Source organism: Paracoccus everestensis (genome assembly GCF_021491915.1).
GTDB lineage: Bacteria > Pseudomonadota > Alphaproteobacteria > Rhodobacterales > Rhodobacteraceae > Paracoccus > Paracoccus everestensis.
On the sequence record NZ_CP090836.1, the window covers coordinates 340,317 to 361,389 of the forward strand.

Annotated in this window: 22 protein-coding genes; 9 read left to right on the forward strand and 13 right to left on the reverse strand. The window is 66.1% G+C overall.

Features of this window, described 5'->3' with window-relative positions; genetic code table 11:
• Window positions 1-51 precede the first annotated feature (51 nt).
• The 6 genes from LZ585_RS01665 to LZ585_RS01690 all read left to right on the forward strand — a co-directional run bounded on the left by LZ585_RS01665 (window position 52) and on the right by LZ585_RS01690 (window position 6,166).
• The gene (locus LZ585_RS01665; RefSeq protein WP_234854739.1) at window positions 52-1,500 is read left to right on the forward strand and encodes an MORN repeat-containing protein; all 1,449 of its coding nucleotides are present in this window, start codon (window positions 52-54) and stop codon (window positions 1,498-1,500) included.
• Between the two features lie 120 nt (window positions 1,501-1,620).
• Complete coding sequence (locus tag LZ585_RS01670) at window positions 1,621-2,382, forward strand: FtsB/FtsL family cell division protein (RefSeq protein WP_234854740.1); 762 nt, start codon at window positions 1,621-1,623, stop codon at window positions 2,380-2,382.
• Window positions 2,277-3,212, forward strand: coding sequence for an IS66 family transposase (locus LZ585_RS01675; RefSeq protein ID WP_234854741.1), 936 nt, complete (start codon window positions 2,277-2,279; stop codon window positions 3,210-3,212). The genes LZ585_RS01670 and LZ585_RS01675 overlap by 106 nt, the downstream gene beginning before the upstream one ends.
• A gap of 141 nt (window positions 3,213-3,353) precedes the next feature.
• A complete protein-coding gene (locus tag LZ585_RS01680; protein ID WP_234854742.1) occupies window positions 3,354-4,031 on the forward strand; it encodes a GntR family transcriptional regulator in 678 nt (225 codons plus the stop codon).
• Window positions 4,032-4,043: 12 nt separating this feature from the next.
• Window positions 4,044-5,255, forward strand: a complete 1,212-nt coding sequence (gene uxuA, locus LZ585_RS01685) for a mannonate dehydratase (RefSeq protein WP_234854743.1) — start codon at window positions 4,044-4,046, stop codon at window positions 5,253-5,255.
• On the forward strand, window positions 5,252-6,166 hold the full coding sequence (locus tag LZ585_RS01690) for a sugar kinase (protein ID WP_234854744.1): 915 nt from the start codon (window positions 5,252-5,254) through the stop codon (window positions 6,164-6,166). The genes uxuA and LZ585_RS01690 overlap by 4 nt, the downstream gene beginning before the upstream one ends.
• 61 nt (window positions 6,167-6,227) lie before the next feature.
• Here LZ585_RS01690 and LZ585_RS01695 read toward each other — a convergent pair whose 3' ends face one another.
• From LZ585_RS01695 to uxaC, 8 genes are all read right to left on the reverse strand, one after another.
• Entirely contained in the window at window positions 6,228-7,646 is a 1,419-nt protein-coding gene (locus LZ585_RS01695; protein ID WP_234854745.1) for a mannitol dehydrogenase family protein, read from the reverse strand.
• A complete protein-coding gene (gene kduD / locus LZ585_RS01700; protein WP_234854746.1) occupies window positions 7,624-8,364 on the reverse strand; it encodes a 2-dehydro-3-deoxy-D-gluconate 5-dehydrogenase KduD in 741 nt (246 codons plus the stop codon). The genes LZ585_RS01695 and kduD overlap by 23 nt, the downstream gene beginning before the upstream one ends.
• Entirely contained in the window at window positions 8,361-9,188 is an 828-nt protein-coding gene (gene kduI / locus LZ585_RS01705; protein WP_234854747.1) for a 5-dehydro-4-deoxy-D-glucuronate isomerase, read from the reverse strand. Before kduI ends, kduD begins: the two co-directional genes overlap by 4 nt.
• An 11-nt stretch (window positions 9,189-9,199) precedes the next feature.
• Window positions 9,200-9,481, reverse strand: a complete 282-nt coding sequence (locus LZ585_RS01710; RefSeq protein WP_234854748.1) for a cupin domain-containing protein — start codon at window positions 9,479-9,481, stop codon at window positions 9,200-9,202.
• Complete coding sequence (locus LZ585_RS01715; protein WP_234854749.1) at window positions 9,478-10,758, reverse strand: TRAP transporter large permease; 1,281 nt, start codon at window positions 10,756-10,758, stop codon at window positions 9,478-9,480. Before LZ585_RS01715 ends, LZ585_RS01710 begins: the two co-directional genes overlap by 4 nt.
• A 4-nt stretch (window positions 10,759-10,762) precedes the next feature.
• Entirely contained in the window at window positions 10,763-11,296 is a 534-nt protein-coding gene (locus tag LZ585_RS01720) for a TRAP transporter small permease (protein WP_234854750.1), read from the reverse strand.
• Between the two features lie 65 nt (window positions 11,297-11,361).
• The gene (locus LZ585_RS01725; protein WP_234854751.1) at window positions 11,362-12,360 is read right to left on the reverse strand and encodes a TRAP transporter substrate-binding protein; all 999 of its coding nucleotides are present in this window, start codon (window positions 12,358-12,360) and stop codon (window positions 11,362-11,364) included.
• Window positions 12,361-12,382: 22 nt separating this feature from the next.
• The gene (gene uxaC / locus LZ585_RS01730) at window positions 12,383-13,789 is read right to left on the reverse strand and encodes a glucuronate isomerase (RefSeq protein WP_234854752.1); all 1,407 of its coding nucleotides are present in this window, start codon (window positions 13,787-13,789) and stop codon (window positions 12,383-12,385) included.
• Window positions 13,790-13,897: 108 nt separating this feature from the next.
• Between uxaC and LZ585_RS01735 the strand changes: the two genes are divergently transcribed.
• A complete protein-coding gene (locus tag LZ585_RS01735) occupies window positions 13,898-14,578 on the forward strand; it encodes a GntR family transcriptional regulator (protein WP_234854753.1) in 681 nt (226 codons plus the stop codon).
• An 80-nt stretch (window positions 14,579-14,658) separates the two neighbouring features.
• Here the strand turns inward: LZ585_RS01735 and LZ585_RS01740 are convergent, their stop codons facing one another.
• The 4 genes from LZ585_RS01740 to LZ585_RS01755 all read right to left on the reverse strand — a co-directional run bounded on the left by LZ585_RS01740 (window position 14,659) and on the right by LZ585_RS01755 (window position 18,150).
• Window positions 14,659-15,513 (reverse strand): cell envelope integrity protein TolA, encoded by an 855-nt coding sequence (locus tag LZ585_RS01740; RefSeq protein ID WP_234854754.1) that lies wholly within the window; start codon window positions 15,511-15,513, stop codon window positions 14,659-14,661.
• Entirely contained in the window at window positions 15,510-15,971 is a 462-nt protein-coding gene (gene exbD / locus LZ585_RS01745) for a TonB system transport protein ExbD (RefSeq protein ID WP_234854755.1), read from the reverse strand. Before exbD ends, LZ585_RS01740 begins: the two co-directional genes overlap by 4 nt.
• A 3-nt stretch (window positions 15,972-15,974) precedes the next feature.
• Window positions 15,975-16,985: a tonB-system energizer ExbB gene (gene exbB, locus LZ585_RS01750; RefSeq protein WP_315857626.1), complete on the reverse strand. Its 1,011-nt coding sequence runs from the start codon at window positions 16,983-16,985 to the stop codon at window positions 15,975-15,977.
• A 136-nt stretch (window positions 16,986-17,121) separates the two neighbouring features.
• On the reverse strand, window positions 17,122-18,150 hold the full coding sequence (locus tag LZ585_RS01755; protein ID WP_234854756.1) for a siderophore-interacting protein: 1,029 nt from the start codon (window positions 18,148-18,150) through the stop codon (window positions 17,122-17,124).
• Window positions 18,151-18,323: 173 nt separating this feature from the next.
• On the opposite strand from LZ585_RS01755, the gene mobA reads away from it, so the two are divergent.
• On the forward strand, window positions 18,324-18,932 hold the full coding sequence (gene mobA, locus LZ585_RS01760; protein ID WP_234854757.1) for a molybdenum cofactor guanylyltransferase MobA: 609 nt from the start codon (window positions 18,324-18,326) through the stop codon (window positions 18,930-18,932).
• A 13-nt stretch (window positions 18,933-18,945) separates the two neighbouring features.
• Window positions 18,946-19,659 carry a tryptophan-rich sensory protein gene (locus LZ585_RS01765; protein ID WP_234854758.1) on the forward strand — a complete coding sequence of 238 codons (714 nt, stop codon included), beginning with the start codon at window positions 18,946-18,948 and terminating at the stop codon, window positions 19,657-19,659.
• Here LZ585_RS01765 and LZ585_RS01770 read toward each other — a convergent pair.
• Window positions 19,638-21,008, reverse strand: coding sequence for a cryptochrome/photolyase family protein (locus tag LZ585_RS01770; RefSeq protein WP_234854759.1), 1,371 nt, complete (start codon window positions 21,006-21,008; stop codon window positions 19,638-19,640). The two genes, LZ585_RS01765 and LZ585_RS01770, sit on opposite strands and share 22 nt — an antisense overlap.
• Between the last annotated feature and the right edge of the window lie 65 nt (window positions 21,009-21,073).

Consider the following 21,073-nt stretch of genomic DNA (forward strand, 5'->3'; position numbering starts at 1 on the left):
GGGGGTTCCACTGCGCTAGACCATGGGCAAAAGACAAAGGGCATTGTGGCGATGAAGGCGGCAAGTTGGGCGGCGGTCGTGGCGCTGTTGGCGGGGTCTGCGGCAGCGGACGCGCAGGTCGTCACCAAGCAATACGACGACGGCGGCGTTTATGAAGGCACCTTCCGCAACGGCCGCCAGCACGGCCAGGGCAGCTATCAGTTGCCCAACGGCTATCGCTATGAAGGCGACTGGGTCGAGGGCGAGATCCTGGGCCAGGGCCGTGCCACCTTTCCCAACGGTTCGGTCTATGAAGGCCAGTTCGCCGAAGGCAAGCCCAACGGCACGGGCACCATCACCTATGCCGATGGCGGCACCTATCAGGGCGACTGGGTCGCCGGAGAGATCACCGGCAAGGGCGAGGCGCGCTATGCCAACGGGTCGGTCTATGTCGGTGATTTCGTCAAGGGCCTGCACCAGGGCCGCGGCGTGCTGACCCAGTCCAACGGCTATCGCTATGAAGGCGACTGGAATGCGGGCGTCAAGGAAGGTCAGGGCAAGATCACCTATCCCGACGGCGCGGTCTATGAAGGCGGGATGCTGGCCGGGCAGCGGGCGGGCAAGGGCCGGCTGACCATGGCCGACGGGCTGGTGTATGACGGCATCTGGTCGGCCGGGCAGATGTCCGGCACCGGCGTCCTGGTCCAGGGATCGGGCGACCGCTACGAGGGCCAGATGCTGAACGGCAGGCGGGAAGGCCAGGGGGTTGCCACCTATGCCAATGGCGATGTTTATGACGGCGCCTTCAAATCCGACCGGCGCCACGGGCAGGGCACCTTTACCGGCATCGACGGCTATGTTTATGCCGGCCAGTGGGTGGAAGGCCGGATGGAGGGGCAGGGCCGGATCACCTATCCCGATGGTTCGATCTACCAGGGGCAGATGAAGGCCGACCGCCCCGATGGCCGGGGCAAGATCACCTATCCCGACGGCGCGACCTATGAAGGCCAGTGGTCCCAAGGCGTGATCGAGGGCGAGGGCAAGGCCACCTATGCCAATGGCATGGTCTATGAGGGTGGTTTCAGGAACGCCCGCAACCATGGCCAAGGGCGCATGACCTATCCCGATGGTTATGTTTACACCGGCGCTTGGGCAGACGGCCAGCGCCACGGCGAAGGCCAGGCCACCTATGCCGACGGCACGGTCTATACCGGCGGCTTCGTCAACGGGTTGCGTGAAGGCCCGGGCAAGCTGACCACGCCCGACGGCTTTGTTTATGAAGGCGGCTGGAAGGCCGGGGAAATCGACGGCCAGGGCGTCGCGACCTATGCCAGCGGAGACCGCTATGAAGGATATTTCGTGGCGGGCAAGCGCCAGGGCCAAGGCGTGATGCGCTATGCCAGCGGAGAGGTGGCGTCAGGCGAATGGAACCAGAACCGGCTGGTGGAAAGCGGTCCGGCACCTGCCCCCGAGGCGACCGAGACCCCGGCAATGCCTTCTGAAGCCCCCACGACTCCGTAGGGGGGGAGGTAACTGGGGCAGATTTCCGGGCATGATCGTTGCGCCTGTGGCAGATGTCTGATTCCATAGGGCATGAGCTCGCCTTCGGACGATGGATCTGAGACGCTGCCTCCCGACGCCTTGCGCCGGCTCGTTGGTGATCTGTCGCAGCGGCTTGGCAGCCTTGAGGCACAGGTGGCCGATTTAGGAGACCAGCTTGAAAAGACCGAAATGGCTCGTGCTGCTTTGCAGGCCGAGAACCAGGATCTGCGCGATGAGATCGCGCGCTTGAAGAACCTGCCGCCCCAGCCGCCGTTCAAACCCTCCGGGATGGAAAAGGCGACGAACCGCGAACCCGGCAAGCCAAGCGGGAAACGTCGGCCAAGGGGCCCCAAGCGAGACACGGATCGTGTCAGCCGCGAAGAGGTGCTGACGGCCGAGGCGCCAGCAGGATCGCGCTTCAAGGGCTATGAAACTTGCTTGGTCCGCGAACTGGTAATCTCGGCCGAGCTTGTCCGCTATCGGCGCGAACGCTGGCTGACCTCGGAAGGCAAGACAATCATTGCGCCCTTGCCGGAAGGACTGCTCGGCGGCTTTGGCGCCAACCTGCGGCGGTTCTGTCTCGTGCTTCATGCCCATATCTCGGTGACGACAGAGCGGCTGACCGCGATCCTGAACGGCATTGGCATGAAGATCTCCAAGCGCCAGGTGGTGCGCATCCTGACCTCCGATCTGGATGGGTTTGTGGCGGAGGATCAGGCGATCCTGCGGGCCTCGCCACCGCCTCCTTTATCAGCGTGGATGACACCGGTGCTCGTCATGCTCACCATGATGGCATCACCACGCAGATCGGCGGCACGCGCTTCAGCGTGTTCCGCACGGGCCGCTCGAAGTCACGGCTGAACTTCCTGTCTCTGCTGCGGGCCGGATGCGAGGACTATGTCATCAACGACGCGGCCTTGGATTACATGCGCTACCGAAAGGTGGCACCGGATGTCATCACCCGGCTTGCCGCTCATCCCAAGACCGCATTTGCCTCGCAGATGGCGTGGTACGATCACCTGGTGAGGCTGCGCCTTGACGTCTTCGACCGCACCCTGGTGCGCGAGTTCAGCGAGGCAGCCCTCTGGGGCGCGGTGCGCCATCACGGGATGATGGGCAACACGGTGGTCGTGTCCGACGATGCCGGACAGTTCCGCATCCCCAATCATGCCCTGTGCTGGGTTCATGCAGAGCGGCTGTTGCAAAAGCTGATGCCGAAGACACCCGAACAGACCCGCAAGGTGGACAAGGTCCGAGACCAGGTCTGGGGCCTCTACCGTGACCTGAGGCTCTGGAAGCAAAAGCCATCCGTGACGGACGGGCCCACTTTCGCTCAACGCTTCGACGAGATCTTCGGGCAACGAACCCGTTACAAGGAGCTGGGTCAGTTGCTCACTCGCCTGCACAGGCGAAAGGGCGAACTGCTGAAGGTGCTGGAGCGGCCCGAGATCCCGCTCCACACCAATGCTTCCGAAAACGACCTGCGCGCTTGCGTGACCAAGCGCCGGATCTCGGACGGCACAATGAGCGCCGATGGCCGCCAACCTTGCAACGTCATGTTCGGCCTCATGAAAACCTGCCGCAAGCTCGGCATCTCCTTCTTCACCTATCTGGGTGATCGGCTCGGTGTCAAAGGGCTCACTGACTGTATCCCGTTGCTTCCAGAGCTCGTTGCCGTTCGGCCAGCTTGAACCAAGTTGCCCGGAAATCTGCCCCAGTTACGGAGGAGGGGTTCAATTCCTTTGCGTTGCAAGGGGACCGACAGGCAACCGGCCAGTAAACGCCCTTTACTTGTATGGAAGTATGGCATAATAATGCTCGAGGAGGCTTCCATGGACATCGCCCGGATCACCATCGCTCCCAGCACCTCGGCCCAAGTCCATGACTGGCTGCGCAAGCGTGTCCAGCAAGGGGATCTGCCCCCCGGGATGCGCATCAGCGAAACCGAGGTCGCGGCCGCCATCGGCCTCAGCCGCCAGCCTGTCCGCGAGGCCTTTATCCGCCTGGCAAGCGAAGGCTTGGCCGAGGTCCGGCCACAGCGCGGCACTTATATCAGCAAGATCTCGGTTGCGTCGGTCCTGTCCGCCCGCTTCATCCGCGAAGCGGTCGAGGCCGATCTGGCCCGCGCCGTGGCCAAGGCCCGGCCCGCCGACATCCTGGACCGCATGGTGGACGAGATCGCCCGCCAGCACCGCGCCGACCAGACCGCATCGGTCGAGGATTTCATCGAATCTGACGACCGCTTCCACCGCCTGCTGGCCCTGGCTGCGGGGCAAGAGGCCGTCTGGGCCGACCTTGACCGGCTCAAGGCGCAGATGAACCGGTTGCGGCATTTGTCGATGCGCGTCTTCGACCGGGGCTTTACCATCGGCCAGCACCAGCAAATCCTAGATGCGCTGCGAAAGGGCGACCCGGATGCGGCGGAAACCGCCATGCGGATCCATCTGCGCCAGATGCTGACCGAGGTGCCGCAGATGGCCGCGGCCCAGCCCGACTATTTCACCGACTGAAAGGAATCCCGGATGCGACAAACCTGGCGCTGGTTCGGCCCGAACGACCGCGTGTCGATCGACGACATGATGCAGGCAGGGGTGCAAGGCGTCGTCACGGCGCTGCACCATGTTCCCACGGGCGAGGTCTGGTCGCCCGAACAGATCGCGCTGCGCCAAGCCCAGTTGGCCGCGATGCGCGATGGCAGCCCGTCCGGCCTTGCGTGGGAGGTGGTGGAAAGCCTGCCCGTCAGCGAGGCGATCAAAACCCAGACCGGCGATTGGCGGGGCCATGTGCAGAACTGGACCCAATCCATGCGGAACCTGCACGCGGCGGGGATCCGGGTGATCTGCTATAACTTCATGCCGGTGCTGGACTGGACGCGGACCGACCTAGAATGGCGACGCCCCAACGGCGCCCGCTGCATGAGGTTCGACCTGACCGACTTTGCCGCCTTTGACATCCATATCCTGGAACGTCCCGGCGCGGCCGAGGACTTCCCCGAGGACATCCGCGATGCCGCCGCCCGCCGCTTTGCCGACATGGACGACGCGGCCCGCCAGCAGCTTGCCGGGAACGTGGTCTTTGGCCTGCCCGGCGCGGCCGAGCATCTGACCATGGGCGATGTGCGCGACCTTCTGCAAACCTATGCTCCGGTGACGGATGCGGTGCTGCGCCGCAACTTCAACGATTTCCTGGAACAGGTGGCGCCGGTCGCGCAGGATCTGGGGATGCGGCTGTGCTGCCACCCGGACGATCCGCCCTTTGCGCTGCTGGGCCTGCCCCGCGTCATGTCCACCGAGGCCGATTACGCCGAACGCATGGCGGCGGTGGATTTGCCTGCGAACGGCATCACGCTGTGTTCCGGATCCCTGGGGGCGCGGCATGACAACGACCTGCCCGGCATGATGCGCCGCCTGGGCGATCGGGTGCATTTCCTGCACCTGCGCAATGTCCGCCGCGACAGCGACACCATCCCCGCCAGCTTCTTCGAGGATGAACATCTGACCGGCCAGACCGACATGGTGGACCTGATCGATGCGGTGCTGGCCGAGGAAGCCCGCAGGCGGGCAGCGGGTCGCGAGGACTGGCGCATCCCCATGCGCCCCGACCATGGGCAGGACATCCTGGACGACATCGGGCGGGGCGGCCAGCCGGGCTATCCGGCCATCGGGCGGCTGAAAGGCTTGGCGGAACTGCGCGGCGTGGAACTGGCCTTGTCGCGCAACTACCGGGCCGCATGATGCGCATCCTGTCCATTGGCGAGGCGATGGTCGAACTGGGCCAGTCGGACCAGCCCGGCCTGTGGCGGCTGGGCATCGCCGGCGATACGCTGAACACCGCCTGGTATCTGCGCCGGTTGCTGGGCGCCGACTGGCAGGTCGATTACCTGTCGCGCGTGGGTGCGGGCGCGTTTTCACAGCAGATGCTGGATTTCCTGGCGGCCGAGGGGATCGGCACCACCCATGTCGGGCGCGACCCCGACCGGGAAATCGGGCTTTATGCGATCAGCCTGGCGGATGGCGAACGCAGCTTCGCCTATTGGCGCGACACATCGGCGGCCAAGCGGCTGGCGGATGATCCGGCAGCCCTGGATGCGGCGCTTGACGGCGCGGATGTCGCCTATTTCTCGGGCATCACCGTGGCGATCCTGCCGCCGGAAGGCCGCGCGAACCTGCTGGCGTCGCTTGTGCGCGCAAGGACGGCGGGGACGCGGGTGGTTTTCGACCCGAACCTGCGTCCGCGCCTGTGGCCTGACGCCGACACGATGCGGCAGCGCATCAGCGAGGCGGCAGCGGGCGCCGATCTGGTCCTGCCATCCTTCGACGACGAGGCCAGCCATTTCGGCGATGCCGACCCGCAGGCAACCGTCACGCGCTATCTGGCGCTTGGGGCGGGGCAGGTGGTGGTCAAGAACGGCGGCGGGCCGATCAGCTTTGGCGGTGCCGGGGGATCGGGCACCATCGACGATCTGCTGCAAGAAACGCCCGTGGACAGCACGGCGGCGGGCGACAGCTTCAATGCGGGCTATCTGGCGGCCAGCCTGTCGGGCGCGGATTGCGCGGGCGCCATTGCGGCGGGCCACGACCTCAGCCGCAAGGTGATCCGCCATCGCGGCGCCTTGGTGCTGCAGGCCGTGGCGGAACCGGCCTAGAACAACAACGGCGAAGGCTTTCGCCTTCGCCGGTCCTTGCTGTCGGCAAAAAGCAGTATCGTCAGGCTGAAACCCGATCTGCCGCCGTGGCCCGCGCACCGTCGCGCACCAGCCCCGACAGCGCCGCCGACAGATCGGCCGCAAAGCCCGCATCGTCGCGCAGCGCGGGGGGAAAGACCTCGGCCAGGTCCAAGAACCCCGCCACCGTCTGCGCGGGATCGTCGCGCCACAGCGCGGCAAGGCGCGTGGACAGCGGATCCTTCACCTCGATCGGCTGGCCCTTTTCATCGCGCCCCGAGGTATAGCGCATCCAGGCGGCCACGGCCAAGGTCAGGCCCGGCACGGCGCGGCCCGCAGCGCGGCTTTCCGCAATGGTGCCCAGGATGCGCTGCGGCAGCTTCTGGGTGCCGTCCATGGCGATCTGCCAGGTCCGGTGCCGGATCGCGGGGTTGGCGTATCGCGCGGCCAGCGCATCGGCATAGGCGGCCAGATCCTCGCCCGGCGGGGGTGTCAGGGCAGGAATGATCTCATCATGCCAAAGCCCACGCACGAAATCGGCAAAGACCGGATCGGCCATCGTGTCGGCAATGGTTTCATGCCCCGCCAGATAGCCCAGATAGGCGAGGCTGGAATGCGTGCCGTTCAGCATCCGCAGCTTCATATGCTCGTAATGCGTGACATCGGCGACCATCTGCGCGCCAACGGTTTCGAACGCCGGACGGGGGCCGCAGAACCGGTCCTCGACCACCCATTGGCGGAAAGGCTCGTGCATCACCGGCGCTTCGTCGCGGTATCCGCTCGCAGCCTCCAGCCGGTCCAGGTCCGTGGGGGTCGTGGCGGGAACAATGCGGTCAACCATCGTGGAGGGGAAGGCGCCCTGCGCCTCGATCCAGTCCGCAAGCGCGGGGTCGATCAGGCCGGCCAGATCCCCCACCACGCCCTGCACGACCCGGCCATTTTCCGGCAGGTTGTCGCAGCACAGCACCGTGAAGGGCGGCAGGCCCGCGGCCCGGCGCAGGGCCAGGGCGCGCACAAGGAAGCCCGGCGCGGACCTGGGCAGCGGGTTTGCCAGGTCATGCCGGATGTCGGGATGGTCGCGGTTCAGGCGGCCTGTCGAAGGTTCGTGGCAATAGCCCTTTTCCGTCACCGTAAGGCTGACGATATGCGTGTCGGGCGCGGCCATCACGTCCAGGACGGCCTGGGGATCCTCGGGCGCGACCAGCACGTTGCGCAGCACCGTGACCACCTGCGGCTTTTCGCCATCGGGTGCCAGTTCAAGCGCGGTATAGGCCCAGCCCTGCGGGCGCAGCTTGTCACGGGTGCCGGGCGATTGCAGCGAGACGCCGGTAATGCCCCAGCCCCCGGCCTCGGCCATATAAACTGCGCCGTGGGCACGGAAAAAGGCGCCGAGGCCCAGGTGGACGATGCCCCCCGTCGTGGTGGGGTCGCAGTAAAGCCTATCGTGCAAGCCAGCCTCCATCGACGTTCAGGACCGCGCCGTTGATGTAATCGGACGCGGGCGCGGACAGGAACACGGCGGTCTGGCCGATATCCTCGGCACGGCCCCAGCGGCCTGCGGGGATGCGGTCCAGGATCGCGCGGTTGCGGTCGGGGTCGGCGCGCAGCGCGGTCGTGTTGTTCGTCTCGATATAGCCCGGCGCGATGGCATTGACGTTGAGACCCCTTGCGGCCCATTCGTTCGCCATCAGCTTGGTCAGGCCCGCCACGCCGTGCTTGCTGGCCGTATAGGACGGCACCCGGATTCCGCCCTGGAAGGACAGCAGGCTGGCGATGTTGACGATCTTGCCCCGCCCGCGCGGCAGGGCGGCGCGCGCAAAGGCCTGGCAGGTGAAGAACAACGCCTTGAGGTTCGTGTCCATTACCTCGTCCCAGTCGGCTTCGCTGAAATCCACCGCATCGGCGCGGCGGATGATGCCCGCGTTGTTGACCAGGATGTCGATGCGTTCCCCGGCAAAGACATCGCGCGCGGCCATCGGATCGCTGAAATCCAGCCGCAGCCCGCGCCCCGTCTTTTCAGAAACCTGGCCCATCAGCGCCAGCGTCTCGTCGCAGTCGCGGCGGCCTGCGGCGATCACCTCGGCCCCGGCCTGCGCCATTGCAACCGCGATCGCCTGCCCGATGCCCGTATTGGCGCCGGTGACAAGCGCCACCTGGCCGTCCAGCGAAAAGGCGTTCACCGCAGATCACCCGGCTGGACGAAGTCCATGTCGGTGTAATCCACGTTGTCGCCCGCCATGGCCCAGATGAAGGTATAGCCGCCGATGCCCGCGCCCGAATGGATCGACCAGGATGGCGAGATCACCGCCTGTTCATTGGCCACGAACAGGTGCCGGGTTTCCTGCGGCTCTCCCATCAGGTGCAGCACGCGCGATTCAGGCGCCATGCCGTGATACAGGTATGCCTCCATCCGGCGGTCATGGACATGGGACGGGATGGTGTTCCAGACCGAGCCGTCTTCCAGCGTGGTATAGCCCAGCACAAGCTGGCAGCTTTCCATGACCAGCGGGTGGATGAACTGGCGGATGGTGCGCTTGTTCGAGGTCTCGACCGAGCCGGTCTTCATTTCCTTGGCCTCATCGACCGTGATCAGGCGGCAGGGCAGTTGCCGATGCGCGGGACAGGAGGTGATGTAGAACCGCCCCTTGCCGCTGAAGGTGACGGCGCCCGATCCCATGCCCAGATACAACACGTCGCCGTTCTTCATCTCCCATGTCTGGCCCGCCGCCGTGACGGACCCGGCCTCTCCGATATTGACGATGCCCATCTCGCGGCGTTCCAGGAATGTGGCGGTCTTGGTTTCCGCGATCTGGTCCAAGGTCAGGTCGGCGCCGTCCGGGACCGCGCCACCCACGACAAAGCGGTCGTAATGGGTATAGACCAGCCGGATTTCCGCCGTTGCAAACAGCCCCTCGGCCAGGAAATGCTGGCGCAGGTCCGCCGTGTCCATGCGCTTGGCATGGTCGGGATGGATCGCATGGCGGATTTCGACATGGATGGTCATGGTATGGCCTTTCACAGAAAATCGTCGCGGCGGGGGGTGAAGCTGTCGATCAGCAGGCCCCCTTCCAGGCAGGTGCAGCCATGCACCGCGTTCGAGGGGATCACGAAAGCATCGCCCGGCCCGACCTCGAACTCGCGGGCATCGACCGAAAAGCGATAGCGGCCCGATTGCACATAGGTCGATTGAACATGGTGATGGGAATGCAGCGCCCCCTGGTCGCCCGCCTCGAAGGCAAAGCGAACAACCATCAGGTCGGGGGAATGGGCCAGGACGGTGCGGACAGGGTCGCTCATTTGAACACCCCCGGCAGCCACAGCGACAGGGCGGGTATATATGTGACCATCAGCAGAACGATCAGGCCCGCGCCATAAAAGGGCCAAACGCTGCGCATCGCCTCCCAGATGGAAATGCGGGCCACGGCGGCGGCGACGAACTGGACCGGGCCAAGCGGCGGGGTGTTCAGCCCGATGCCCAGGTTCAGGATCATGATGACGCCGAAATGCACGGGATCGACACCAAAGGCCGCCACCACCGGCAGGAAGATCGGCGTGGTGATGATGATCAGCGGCGACATGTCCATAAAGGTGCCCAGCACCAGCAGCACGATGTTGATCATCAGCAGGATCACCAGCGGGTTGTCGGACACCGACTGCATCCAGTCCAGCGATATCTGCGCCACGTGCAGATAGGCCATCAGCCAGCCGAAGGCGCCCGCCATGCCGATGATCAGCAGAACCATCGCCGTGGTGCGCACCGCCTGCTGGGTGGCATGGACAAAGTCCATCCAGGACATGCTGCGATAAACCAGCATCGTCACCAGCAGCGCATAGATCACTGCGATGCACGAGCTTTCAGTGGCGGTAAAGACGCCCGACCGCACGCCGCCGAAGATGATGGCGATCAGCAACATCCCGGGCAGCGACTGCACCAGATAATATCCGACGCGGGCAAAGCCGGGGAACGGCTCGGTCGGATAGCCGCGCTTGCGGGCCACCAGATAGGCGGTCACGGACAGCGCACCCGCCAGCAGCAGGCCGGGGATGATGCCCGCCGTGAACAGGTCGGCGATGGAGATCCGCCCCCCGCCCGAGATGGAATAGATGATCATGTTGTGGCTGGGCGGAAGAAGCAGCGCGATCAGCGCCGCCATCGAGGTCACGTTGACCGCATAGTCCGCGCCGTATCCGCGCGCCTTCATCTGCGGGATCATGATGCCGCCGACCGCCGCGGCCTCGGCCACCGCCGAACCCGAGATGCCGCCGAACAGGGTGGACGCGGCGATGTTGACTTGGCCCAGCCCGCCCCGGACATGGCCGATCAGCGATCCGGCGAATGCCACGATGCGCGCGGCGATGCCGCCCCTGACCATCAGGTCGCCCGCGAAGATGAAGAACGGGATGGCCATCAGCGTAAAGACCGAAATCCCTGCGGAAAGCCGCTGGAACACGACCACCGGCGGCAGGTCCAGATACAGGATCGTCGCAAGGCTGGAAATGCCCAGGCAAAAGGCGATCGGCGTGCCGATCAGCATCAAAAGCGTAAAGACGCCGAACAGGATCAGGTATTCCATCGTCTTACACCTCGGTCATCAGAATGTCTTCGGCATCGGGTTCGGCATCGACGTGCTTGCCCGACAGCCGGTTCAACAGATGTTCCAGCATAAACAGCGTCATCAGGACGCCGCCCGCGAACAGCGGCATATAGGTGAACCCGCCCGGCAGCCCGACCACCGGGACCGACGATTCCCAGGTCTTTGCCATCAGTTGCCAGCCATAGACCGTCATGCCGACGCTGAAGGCCAGGACCGCCAGGTCGGACACGACCCGCAGGGCGGCGGCCAATTTTTGGGGAACGAAGAACAACAGCACCTCGAACCCCATGTGGAAGCCTTCATGGACACCCACGGCGGATCCCAGGAAGATGAACCAGCTCATCAGCAGGATCGCCACCGGTTCGACCCACAACAGGCTGTCGTTCAGGACATAGCGGAACCAGACCTGCGCGAAGACGATGACCGTCATCGCCACAAGCCCGGTTCCGGCCAGCCACAGGCAGGCCACGGAAAGCCGGGAATTGAGACGCGACAACGCGGCGATGCTGCCAGACATGGCGCCACCTTTCGATTGCGGGAAAAGAGGAAAGCCCGCGGCCAGGACGCCGCGGGCTGCATGGGTTACTGCGCTGCTTCGGAGGTTTCCTGGATGCGCTTGACCAGATCCTGTGCCTCGGGCGTGGTCACGTATTTTTCATAGACGGGGGCCATCGCCTCGATGAAGGCGGTCTTGTCCACGTCCTTGATGACCTCGGCGCCGGCCGCGACAACCTTTTCCTCGCTGGCCTTTTCCTGTTCGGCCCAAAGCTGGCGCTGAACGGTGGCAGAATTCTTGGCCGCCGTGCGCATGATGTCCTGGTCCTCGGGCGACAGCTTTTCCCACGAGGACTTGGACACCGCGACCAGTTCCGGCACCATCAGGTGCTGGTCCAGCGTGAAGTATTTGGCGACCTCGGCGTGACCCGAACTGTCATAGGACGGGAAGTTGTTTTCCGCCCCGTCGATGACGCCCGTCTGGATCGAGGAATAGACCTCGCCATAGGGCATCGGCGTGGCGTTGGCGCCAAGCGCGGACATCATGTCCACGAAGACGTCGTTCTGCATGACGCGGAACTTCATGCCCTTGAGGTCTTCCACAGACCGGATCGGCTTTTCCGAGTTATAGAAATTGCGCGCGCCGCCATCGTAATAGGCAAGCGCGATCAAGTCCTTTTCCTCGAAGGCCTTGGCGATTTCCTCGCCGATGGGGCCGTCCATCACCGCGTGCTGGTGTTCGGGCGAGGTGAACAGATAGGGCAGCGACAGCGTCTGGGTGACCGGCACGATGTCGTTGAACGACCCGAAGGATGCGCGCACCATGTCGATGACGCCGAACTGGGTTTGCTCGATCGTGTCCTTTTCCTCGCCCAGCTGGGACGAGGGGAAGACCTCGATGCAGATGCGGCCTTCGGTCTTTTCCTTGACCTCGGCTGCCATGGCCTTGACCCCCTCGACGGTCGGATAACCGTCGGGATGGGTGTCGGACGAGCGCAGGGTGATTTCGCAATCCGCCGCAGCGGCCCCGCCGACAAACGCGGCCGAGATCAGCAATCCGGCAAAGGTGGTCTTGACGAACTTCATGGTATCCTCCCGTTGGTGAAGCTCAGAGTTTGTAGGCCTTCTTGACGAGGCCATAGGTCAACTGGTGCGCAAGATCGGGCGCCTCGTCCTCGGCAAGGCGTCCGGTGGCGACCAGGGTGGCAAGAAAGGCGCAATCCACCCGGCGCGCGACATCATGGCGCGCGGGGATCGAGCAAAAGGCGCGGGTGTCGTCGTTGAAGCCCACGGTGTTATAAAAACCGGCGGTTTCCGTTGTCATTTCGCGGAACCTGCGCATCCCCTCGGGGCTGTCGTGGAACCACCAGGGCGGGCCAAGCCGCAGGCAGGGATAAACGCCCGCCAAGGGAGCCAGTTCGCGGGAATAGGCGGTCTCGTCCAGCGTGAACAGGATCACCGTCAGGTCGGGACGCATCCCCACCGCGTTCAGCAGCGGGCGCAGCGCGGCCACGTAATCCGTGCGGCCGGGAATGTCGAAACCCTTGTCGCGGCCATGGATCGCCATCACCGGGTCCGAGTGGTTGCGCCGCGCGCCGGGATGGATTTGCAGGACAAGGCCGTCCTCTCCGCTCATCCGCGCCATTTCGGTCAGCATATGGCCGCGAAATGCGTCCGCCTCGTCGGCGGTGCAGGTGCCGCGCAGGGCCTTCTGGAACAGGGCGGCCGCATCGGCCCGGGGCAGATCCTCGGTCCGGGCTGTCGGGTGGCCGTGATCGCTGGAGGTTGCGCCATGATCCTTGAAGAACGCTCGCCGCGCCCGATGCGCGTCCAGGTATCCATCCCAGGTGGCCGTGTCGAAGCCCGTCTGCTGCCCCAGCAGCGCCACGTTGTCGGCAAATCCCGCCATGTCCGGATCCACCACGCCATCGGGCCGATAGGCGGTGATGACGCGGCCGTGCCAACCTGAATCTCGGATCATGCGGTGCCAATGCAGGTCGTCGGTCGCGGCCTCGGTTGTGGCGATCACCTCGATATTGAAGCGGTCGAACAGCGCGCGGGGGCGAAATTCGGGACGGGCAAGGCAGTCGGCAATATGATCGTAATACCAATCGGCGGTTTCTGCCGTCAGGCGGCGATCCATGCCGAAGACGTTCTGAAAGCTGTGGTCCAGCCACATCCGCGAAGGGGTTCCGCGCAGCAGGTGATAGTTCTGCGCGAACAGCCGCCAGATCTTGCGCCCGTCGGTCTCGGTTGCGCCGCCATCGACACGCGGCACGCCCAGATCGGTCAGCGAAACGCCCTGCGAACACAGCATCCGAAAGACGTAATGGTCGGGGGTGACGAACAGTTGGGCAGGGTCGGGAAAGGGCCGGTCCTCGGCAAACCAGCGGGGATCGGTGTGGCCGTGCGGGCTTACGATGGGCAGGTCGCGGATCCCGGCATAAAGGTCACGGGCCAGGCCCCTCGCTCGCCCTTCTGGCGGGAACAGCCGATCGTCGTCCAGCAAGCCCATCCGTCCTCCCCCGCGAGTCGTGCTTGTTTTGCAGCTACCCATCTAATATGCTAGTTTTCAAGAATGGTCAATCGGGGTGTTCAAATGGCGTCATCGCGGGGACTGTCCATGATCGATCTGCCGGTGCTGGACGGCGGGCGGACACGCTCGGTCACGGACCAGATCTTTGATCTGCTTTATGACCGGGTGGTGAACCTGACCTTGCCGCCCGGCGCCAAGCTGTCCGAGGCCGAGGTGGCGGCCCAGATGGGCGTGTCCCGCCAGCCGGTGCGCGATGCCTTTTACCGGCTGTCGCAACTGGGCTTCATCGAGATCCGGCCGCAGCGCGCGACCATTGTGACGCCGATTTCGGAAGAAGCCGTCCTACAGGCCTATTTCATCCGCGCCGCGTTGGAGGAATCCTGCATGCGCGTCGCCGTGGATCGGCTGACGAACGATCAGTTCGACAGGCTGGACCGGCTGATCAAGCTGCAAGCCCGTGAAATCCAGGCCAAGGACACGGCGCGCTTCCATGCGCTGGACGACCAGTTCCATCACGACATCTGCACCTTCGCCGGGCTGGAATTCGTCTGGACCCTGGTCAAGGACAACAAGGGTCACATGGACCGCGCACGCTACCTGTCGCTGTCCTATGGCGCCGAAACGGCATTCGCCGAACACCGCCGGATCCTGGATTCGCTGCGCCGCCGCGATGCCGAAGCCGCCGTTACCGCCATCCGCCAGCACCTGAGCCGGATCGAGGGGATCATCGCCCGCCTGCGCGTGGACCAGCCGCAGGTTTTCGGCTGACGCCCTGATCTTTGCCTTGGCCAAATATCCTCGGGGGGAATCTCCAAAGGAGATGGGGGGCAGACAGCCCCCCGCCTTTGTCATCGAACTTGCAGGTTGATCGGCAGTTGGAAACTGTAGCTGGCATCGGTCAGTTGGGCCGGCGCGCGGGGACAGCGGCCTGCACGCTGCGCGGCCCTGACCGCCGCCTCGTCCAGGGCGCCGTTGCCCGAGGATCCGGCAATGCCAACCCCCTGGATCGACCCGCTGCGCGACACCGACAGGTTCAGCGTCACCCGTCCGCCTTCGCGCACCCCGCGCGGGGCCGATGCGCGGCGGCTGATGCAGGACCGGATCTGGCCGCCCCATTGCGACATCAGGCTGGCCTTTTGTTGGGGGCTCGGGCCAGCCACGCCGCTGCCGCCCGCGCCTTGGTCGGCACGCCGGGCCTGCTGTTGTTGCGGCGCGGCTTGTTCCCGGCGGCGCGGCTCTGCCTGGCGCTGCGGTTCCGGTTCGCGCCGTTCCGCCCGCCTGGGTTCGGGCTGGCGTTGCTGTTCGGGTTCACGCTGGGGCCGGCGTTGCGGTCGGGCGGAGGTGTTCAGCACCACCTCGGGCGGGGTTTCCAGTTCGGGGGGCGCGGGCGGGAACAGTTCGGCCATATCGTCCAGCGGTTCCAGTTCCGACAGCGGCGGCAGGTTCAGAGGCTTGGCCACCTCCTCGGGTTCCGGCTCGACCGCTTCTTCGACAGGTTCTTCGGCCGGGGCCACGGGTTCCTCGGCCACCTCCTCGGCAGGGGCAAGATCGACGAAAACGGGTTCCGGCAGGCCGGGGGGCGCAGCGGCCTCGGCCTGGCGCATGATCCACAGCGCGCCGCCCAGATGCAGCGCCACCACCAGGACCGAGGCGCCGCCCCAAAGCGCGCCCTCGCGGATCACCCGGCCGGCGCGCCCGGTCATTGCGCGGGTTCCGGGGCGGCTGGTGCCGCAGGAACAGCCCCCGTGGTCGATTCAAGGCCCACAAGCGCGATCTTCAGATAGCCGGTGTCGCGCAGGGTGTTCATCACCCCCATCAGGTCGCCATAGGCCACCTCGCGGTCGGCGCGCAGGAAGATGCGCTGTTCGCGGTCGCCCTGGGTCGCGGCGGCAAGCGCCGCAGCCAGCCCGCCCGGCGCGACGTCCGTGTTGTCGAGCGCCAGCGTCAGGTCCGGCTTCACGGTCACATAGACCGGCTGGTCCGGGCGCCGCGCGGGCGTGGCGTTCGAGACCGGCAGGTCGACGTTCACATCCACTGTCGCAAGGGGGGCGGCGACCATGAAGATGATCAGCAGGACTAGCATCACGTCGATAAAGGGGGTGACGTTGATCTCGTGGTTCTCGACCAGGTCGTCGCCGCTGTCGCGTATCCCGCCTGCCATGGATCATGCCTCCTTCGGGGGGGTAAGGCTGCGGAAATCCAGGTCGCGGCTGACCAGTTGGCGCACGCCCGCGGCTGCATTGGCCAGACGCAGGCGATATCCGGTGATGCCGCGCGCAAAGACGTTATAGATGACAACGGCGGGAATGGCCGCGACCAGGCCGATGGCGGTCGCCAGAAGCGCCTCGGCGATGCCGGGGGCCACCACGGCCAGGTTGGTGGTTTGCGATTCGGAAATGCCGATGAAGCTGTTCATGATCCCCCAGACCGTGCCGAACAGCCCCACGAATGGTGCGGTTGATCCGATGGTCGCCAGCACGCCCGTGCCCCGGCCCATGCGGCGGCCCGCGACGGCCTCGATCCGTTCCAGTTGCGATTGGACGCGTTCCTTGACGCCGCCATCGCCCGCAGCATCCAGGGCGGGCTGGGACCGGCGGTATTCATCGGCCGCCTGGCGGATCATGCGCGACACCGCGTCGCGGCGGCTGCCGCTGGCGGCAACGGCGGCCTCCAGGGTGCCCGCCCGCTCGATGCGGCGGATGCCGCCCTGGGCGCTCGCGCTGGCGCCCCACAGTTCCAGGGCCTTCACCACCAGCACCGTCCAGGTGATGACGGATGCGATGGCCAGCCCGATCATCACCGCCTTGACCACGATATCGGCCGCCCAGAACATTCCCATCGGCGACAGGTCATGGGGCAGGTTCGGATCGCGCGCAGGCGGCGTCAGGATCGGGGCAAGCGCGTCCTGCATGGATTGGGGCAGGAACTCGGCCACGGGTTCGGGGGCAGTGGTGGCAGGCGTTGCCGTGCTTTCGGCAGGTGCCGCAGGTTCGGGCGTCGATGGCGCGGCGGGTTCGATCGCAACTGGCGCATCTGGCGCAACCGGGGCTGCGGGCTGTTCCGTCGCCTGGGTCTGGGCGGGCGCCGTATCCTGGGCATGGGCGACGGGTGCCAGCAGGCAGGCAAGCACCACGGCAAGGGTTGCGCCAGGACGGGACAGCGGCAGGTTGCTCATGGCGTTCCTTGGACTTCTGGATCCGCCAGGGCGGACGGTTCGTGGGGCGGGACGCCTTTGGCGACCCGCGACTTCGGGCCGGGTATCGAACAGCCATGTAAAATTGTCAACTATTGACGCGCGGCGGATGCGGGTATCATGCCGTCCAATAGGCTGCGAGATGAGCACGCAGCGCCCCGGTCCCCCCGTGGTCATTTATCGCGGCCTTCAGCGGTTCCAGCCGGGACCGCTCGGTCGCAAGCCAGATCCGTTGGGCATCGGTGCCTTTGCGCCTCAGGCGACGGGCAAGGTCCGCCTCTCCGCCGGGGGCGTGGATCACGCGGATCCCGGGGTGATCGGGCAGGGGGTAATCGGCCCGTGCCCCGAACAGGTGGCATTCGCCGGTCGTGTCCGGGCCTGCGGCCTCGATGGTGCGGGCAAGGGCGGGATAGGCCGTTTCGTCCCCGCCGATCAGAAGGCTGTCACCCTGCGCGATCCCGCCCCCGCCCGGGCCGGTCAGCCCGACTACGGTTCCCGGCACCGCATGGGCCGCAAAGCCGCAGGCGTGGCCGCCCTCATGGACAAAGATGTCGGTTTCCAGCCATCCCGCACCCGGGTCGATGTGGCGCACGGTATAGACGGGACGGTGCAGGGTTGCCGCCCCCTTCGGCCAAACCGTCCGGCCATCGTCGCCGATCACCGGCCAGGCGGGCGCCTGCGCGCCTTGGGGTTGCAGGATCAGGCGGAAATGGATCAGGTCGCGCGCAAAGCGGGCCAGATCGCCGCATTCCAGCCGCAGCCGCAGGAAATCGGGCGCGATGCGGGTCACGCCCGCCACGCGCGCCAGGCTGAAATTGGGCGGATGCGCCCCCGGCTTGTCCAGGGATGACCAGGCGGGCTGCAGGCCGGGCAGGTGTTTCCCGAGTTGATGGGCCACGCATTCCACCACGTCCTGCAGGCGGTCGCGCGTGTGTGCGCGGGCAAAAAGGATGCTGCCCGTCGGCCCCATCTTGGTGCCGAATTCGGCCCCATCCGGCAGCTTGCACCAGGTGGACCGGCCATGCCCGTTATGCAGATCCAGCCCCTGTTCGGCGGCCTGTGCCCGGATCAGGGTGTCCATGACGGCAAAGGACAGGCCGGGCAGGCTGGCCTCGGTCTGAAAGGGGGGCAGGGGATCATGTCTCATGGGGAACCTTTGGCCGATGAAGGACGCGATTTCCTGCGCGGGTCAAGGGGCCGTGATAGCCGCCGTCAAGAACTGCGTCCAGTCAGCGCGACCTGCCTTTGACCAGGTGGCCCATGCCCGAGGGTGGCAAGCGTGCCCTTGCCACCCTTGCCGCTCCGCGCCACAACTGCCCCATGACCCATCCCCCCGCCATCATCCTTGCCGGAGGCCGCGCGACCCGCATGGGCGGGGGCGACAAATGCCTGCTGGACCTGGGGGGCCGGCCCATGCTGGCGCGGATCAGGGAACGCCTGGCCCCGCAATGCGGCCCCCTGGCGCTGAATGCGAACGGCGGCGGGGCGCGGTTCAGGGATTTCGACCTGCCGGTCCTGCCCGACAGCCTGCCCGATTTCCCCGGCCCGCTGGCAGGGATCCTGGCAGGGATGGATTGGGCGGCGGGACTGGGGGAAGGGCGGGTTGTCAGCGTGGCGGGCGATACGCCGTTCTTTCCCACGGATCTGGTCCTTCGTTTGACGGGGGCCGGGGACGGAATTGTCCTGGCCGCCAGCCGCGACAACAAGGGCCACACAAACGACCATCCCACCTTTGGCCTGTGGCCCACGGCGCTGCGGGACGCCCTGCGCGGATATCTGGCGCGGGGCGAACGGCGGGTGCGCGGCTTTGCCATGATCCATGGCGCGGCCAGGGCGGTGTGGGACGCGGAACCGGTGGATCCCTTCTTCAACATCAACACGCCCGGGGATCTGGACCGGGCCCGTTCGGCGTTACGCCTGCAACCGTGATCGAGGCACATCCATGCGAACCATGCTTTCCGTCCTTGTCCTGCTGGCAGCCATCGCCTTTGCCGTATCGCCCATGCTGTCGAACGGGTTCGGCGGCTATCGTCCCGACCAGTTCCCGATCCCGCAGGCCGATCCGCCGATCCAGCCTGCGGGCTGGGCCTTTTCCATCTGGGGGCTGATCTTTGCCTGGCTGGTTGCAGGGGCAGGCTTCGGTGCCTGGAAACGGGCGGGAGATCCCGGTTGGCAAGGGATGCGGCCCGCGCTGCTGGTCAGCCTGGCCCTTGGCGCCTTCTGGATCGAGACCGCGCACCATACCCCCATCGGCGCTACCGTGCTGATCGTGGCGATGCTGGTGCCTGCGCTGATCGCATTCCTGCGGGCCGGACGGCAGGACGCGGTCTGGCAGGTGCGGCCCGTGGCGCTGTATGCAGGCTGGCTGACGGCGGCGACGGGGGTGTCGGCCGGAATGGTGCTGGGCGGATACGGGATCCTGTCGGAACAGGCGGCGGCGATCCTGTGCCTTGTGGGCGTCACGGCTGTGGCCCTGGCGGTGCAGGCGGCGCGACCCGGGGAATGGGCCTATCCGGCAGGCGTGGTGTGGGCCTTGATCGGCATCCTTGCCGCGAACCTGTCGCCCGCCAATCTGCCGGTCCTGGCCCTGGCAGGTGTTGCGGCCCTGCTGCTGGCCTGGCGCGCAGCCGCATCCTATCGCCGGAACGCGGCATAGGCATCCAGGGCGCGCTGCCGGCCCCGGTCCAGATCGGCGGGCGGCACCGGGCGGGCATCCACCCCCCAGGACAGCGGCGCGGCGGCGGCGAAATCGCGCGCGCCCGCGCCCCCCGCGACCAGCCAGGTGTCGCGATAGCGCCGTGCGCCGTCGAATTTCGCCGCCTGCGTGTCCGGGTTGAACACCCGGAAAAAGGGCGAGGCATCCGGCCCGCAGCCCGCCACCCATTGCCAGTTCATCGCATTGCTGGCCGCGTCCCAGTCGGTCAGGCAGCAGGCGAACCAGTCCAGCCCGATCCGCCAGTCGGTCATCAGATGCTTGACCAGATAGCTTGCGGCAATCATCCGCAAGCGGTTGTGCATCCGCCCGATGGCGAACATTTCCCGCATCCCGGCATCGACCATGGCGACGCCGGTGCGGCCCTGACGCCAGGCCTGAGCTTCATCACTGTCGCCGCGCCATGAAAAATCGTTCCATTCCGGGCGCCAGCAGGTCCGGTCCATGTCGGGCATGGCGTCGAACAACTCTCGCGCAAAGTCGCGCCAGGCCAGTTCTCGCAACAGATCCTCGACCCCGCCGCGCCCGTGGTGCTGTGCGTTCATTGCCTTGTGCCACAAGCGCCGGGCGCTGATTTCGCCCACCGCCAAAGCGTCCGACAGGCCGGAGGTGGCGTCGCCATCCGCAGGAATGTCGCGCCGTTCGGCATAACGCGCATCCACCCGTTCCAGGAACGCGTCCAGCCGGTCATGGGCCGCGCTTTCCCCTGCGCGGACATGGCGTGCCATCACGTCCCAGCCACGGTTCATCGCGGCGCGCGCTTCTGGCCAGTCAAGGCCGTCGCTGTTGGGCCATGCGTCGGGTGCCGACAGGCGCGGCACCGGCAAGGGATCGGCGATATGCGATTTGCGCAATGCCCGCCAGAAGGGGGTAAACACCTTGAACCGGGTGCCGCTGCCGGTCAGCACGCTGCCGCGCGGGACCAGATCGGCCGGGGGGTGCAGATGCAGCCTTGTCCCAGCCTGTTCCACCGCCCGATCCAGGCCGTCGTCGCTGGCAAAGGGCATCCCCTGGGTCGTATGCACCGCCCGCGCGCCGGTGTCGCGGACCACCTGCGCCAGCACGGCACCGGGATCGCCCCGCCGGACGATCAGCCGGCTGCCCAGGCGGCGCAGGCTTGCGTCCAGATCGGGCAGCGCCATGGCCTGCCGCTGGGCAGACGCGGGATTGGCGCGCGCTTCGAGCGGGTCTAGGATCACCAACGGAATGACCGGCCCTTCCTGGGCGGCGGCGACAAGCGCGGGGTGGTCGTCCAGCCGCAGCACACGGCGAAACCAGCAGATGACGGTCATTGCACATCTTTCGTTCAATCCCGGGATCACGGATGAGGGCGGCAAAAGTTTCACCGCCGTGCATT

Excerpts from the sequence above, each read along its gene's own strand:
- exbB (WP_315857626.1), bottom strand. The coding sequence starts at position 16,985 with ATGAGCAACCTGCCGCTGTCCCGTCCTGGCGCAACCCTTGCCGTGGTG.
- uxuA (WP_234854743.1), top strand. The coding sequence starts at position 4,044 with ATGCGACAAACCTGGCGCTGGTTCGGCCCGAACGACCGCGTGTCGATC.
- LZ585_RS01710 (WP_234854748.1), bottom strand. The coding sequence starts at position 9,481 with ATGAGCGACCCTGTCCGCACCGTCCTGGCCCATTCCCCCGACCTGATG.
- LZ585_RS01690 (WP_234854744.1), top strand. The coding sequence starts at position 5,252 with ATGATGCGCATCCTGTCCATTGGCGAGGCGATGGTCGAACTGGGCCAG.
- mobA (WP_234854757.1), top strand. The coding sequence starts at position 18,324 with ATGACCCATCCCCCCGCCATCATCCTTGCCGGAGGCCGCGCGACCCGC.
- LZ585_RS01765 (WP_234854758.1), top strand. The coding sequence starts at position 18,946 with ATGCGAACCATGCTTTCCGTCCTTGTCCTGCTGGCAGCCATCGCCTTT.
- exbD (WP_234854755.1), bottom strand. The coding sequence starts at position 15,971 with ATGGCAGGCGGGATACGCGACAGCGGCGACGACCTGGTCGAGAACCAC.
- LZ585_RS01735 (WP_234854753.1), top strand. The coding sequence starts at position 13,898 with ATGATCGATCTGCCGGTGCTGGACGGCGGGCGGACACGCTCGGTCACG.
- kduI (WP_234854747.1), bottom strand. The coding sequence starts at position 9,188 with ATGACCATCCATGTCGAAATCCGCCATGCGATCCATCCCGACCATGCC.
- LZ585_RS01725 (WP_234854751.1), bottom strand. The coding sequence starts at position 12,360 with ATGAAGTTCGTCAAGACCACCTTTGCCGGATTGCTGATCTCGGCCGCG.
- LZ585_RS01740 (WP_234854754.1), bottom strand. The coding sequence starts at position 15,513 with ATGACCGGGCGCGCCGGCCGGGTGATCCGCGAGGGCGCGCTTTGGGGC.
- LZ585_RS01755 (WP_234854756.1), bottom strand. The coding sequence starts at position 18,150 with ATGAGACATGATCCCCTGCCCCCCTTTCAGACCGAGGCCAGCCTGCCC.
- LZ585_RS01720 (WP_234854750.1), bottom strand. The coding sequence starts at position 11,296 with ATGTCTGGCAGCATCGCCGCGTTGTCGCGTCTCAATTCCCGGCTTTCC.
- LZ585_RS01680 (WP_234854742.1), top strand. The coding sequence starts at position 3,354 with ATGGACATCGCCCGGATCACCATCGCTCCCAGCACCTCGGCCCAAGTC.
- LZ585_RS01715 (WP_234854749.1), bottom strand. The coding sequence starts at position 10,758 with ATGGAATACCTGATCCTGTTCGGCGTCTTTACGCTTTTGATGCTGATC.
- LZ585_RS01770 (WP_234854759.1), bottom strand. The coding sequence starts at position 21,008 with ATGACCGTCATCTGCTGGTTTCGCCGTGTGCTGCGGCTGGACGACCAC.
- LZ585_RS01665 (WP_234854739.1), top strand. The coding sequence starts at position 52 with ATGAAGGCGGCAAGTTGGGCGGCGGTCGTGGCGCTGTTGGCGGGGTCT.
- uxaC (WP_234854752.1), bottom strand. The coding sequence starts at position 13,789 with ATGGGCTTGCTGGACGACGATCGGCTGTTCCCGCCAGAAGGGCGAGCG.
- LZ585_RS01695 (WP_234854745.1), bottom strand. The coding sequence starts at position 7,646 with ATGGAGGCTGGCTTGCACGATAGGCTTTACTGCGACCCCACCACGACG.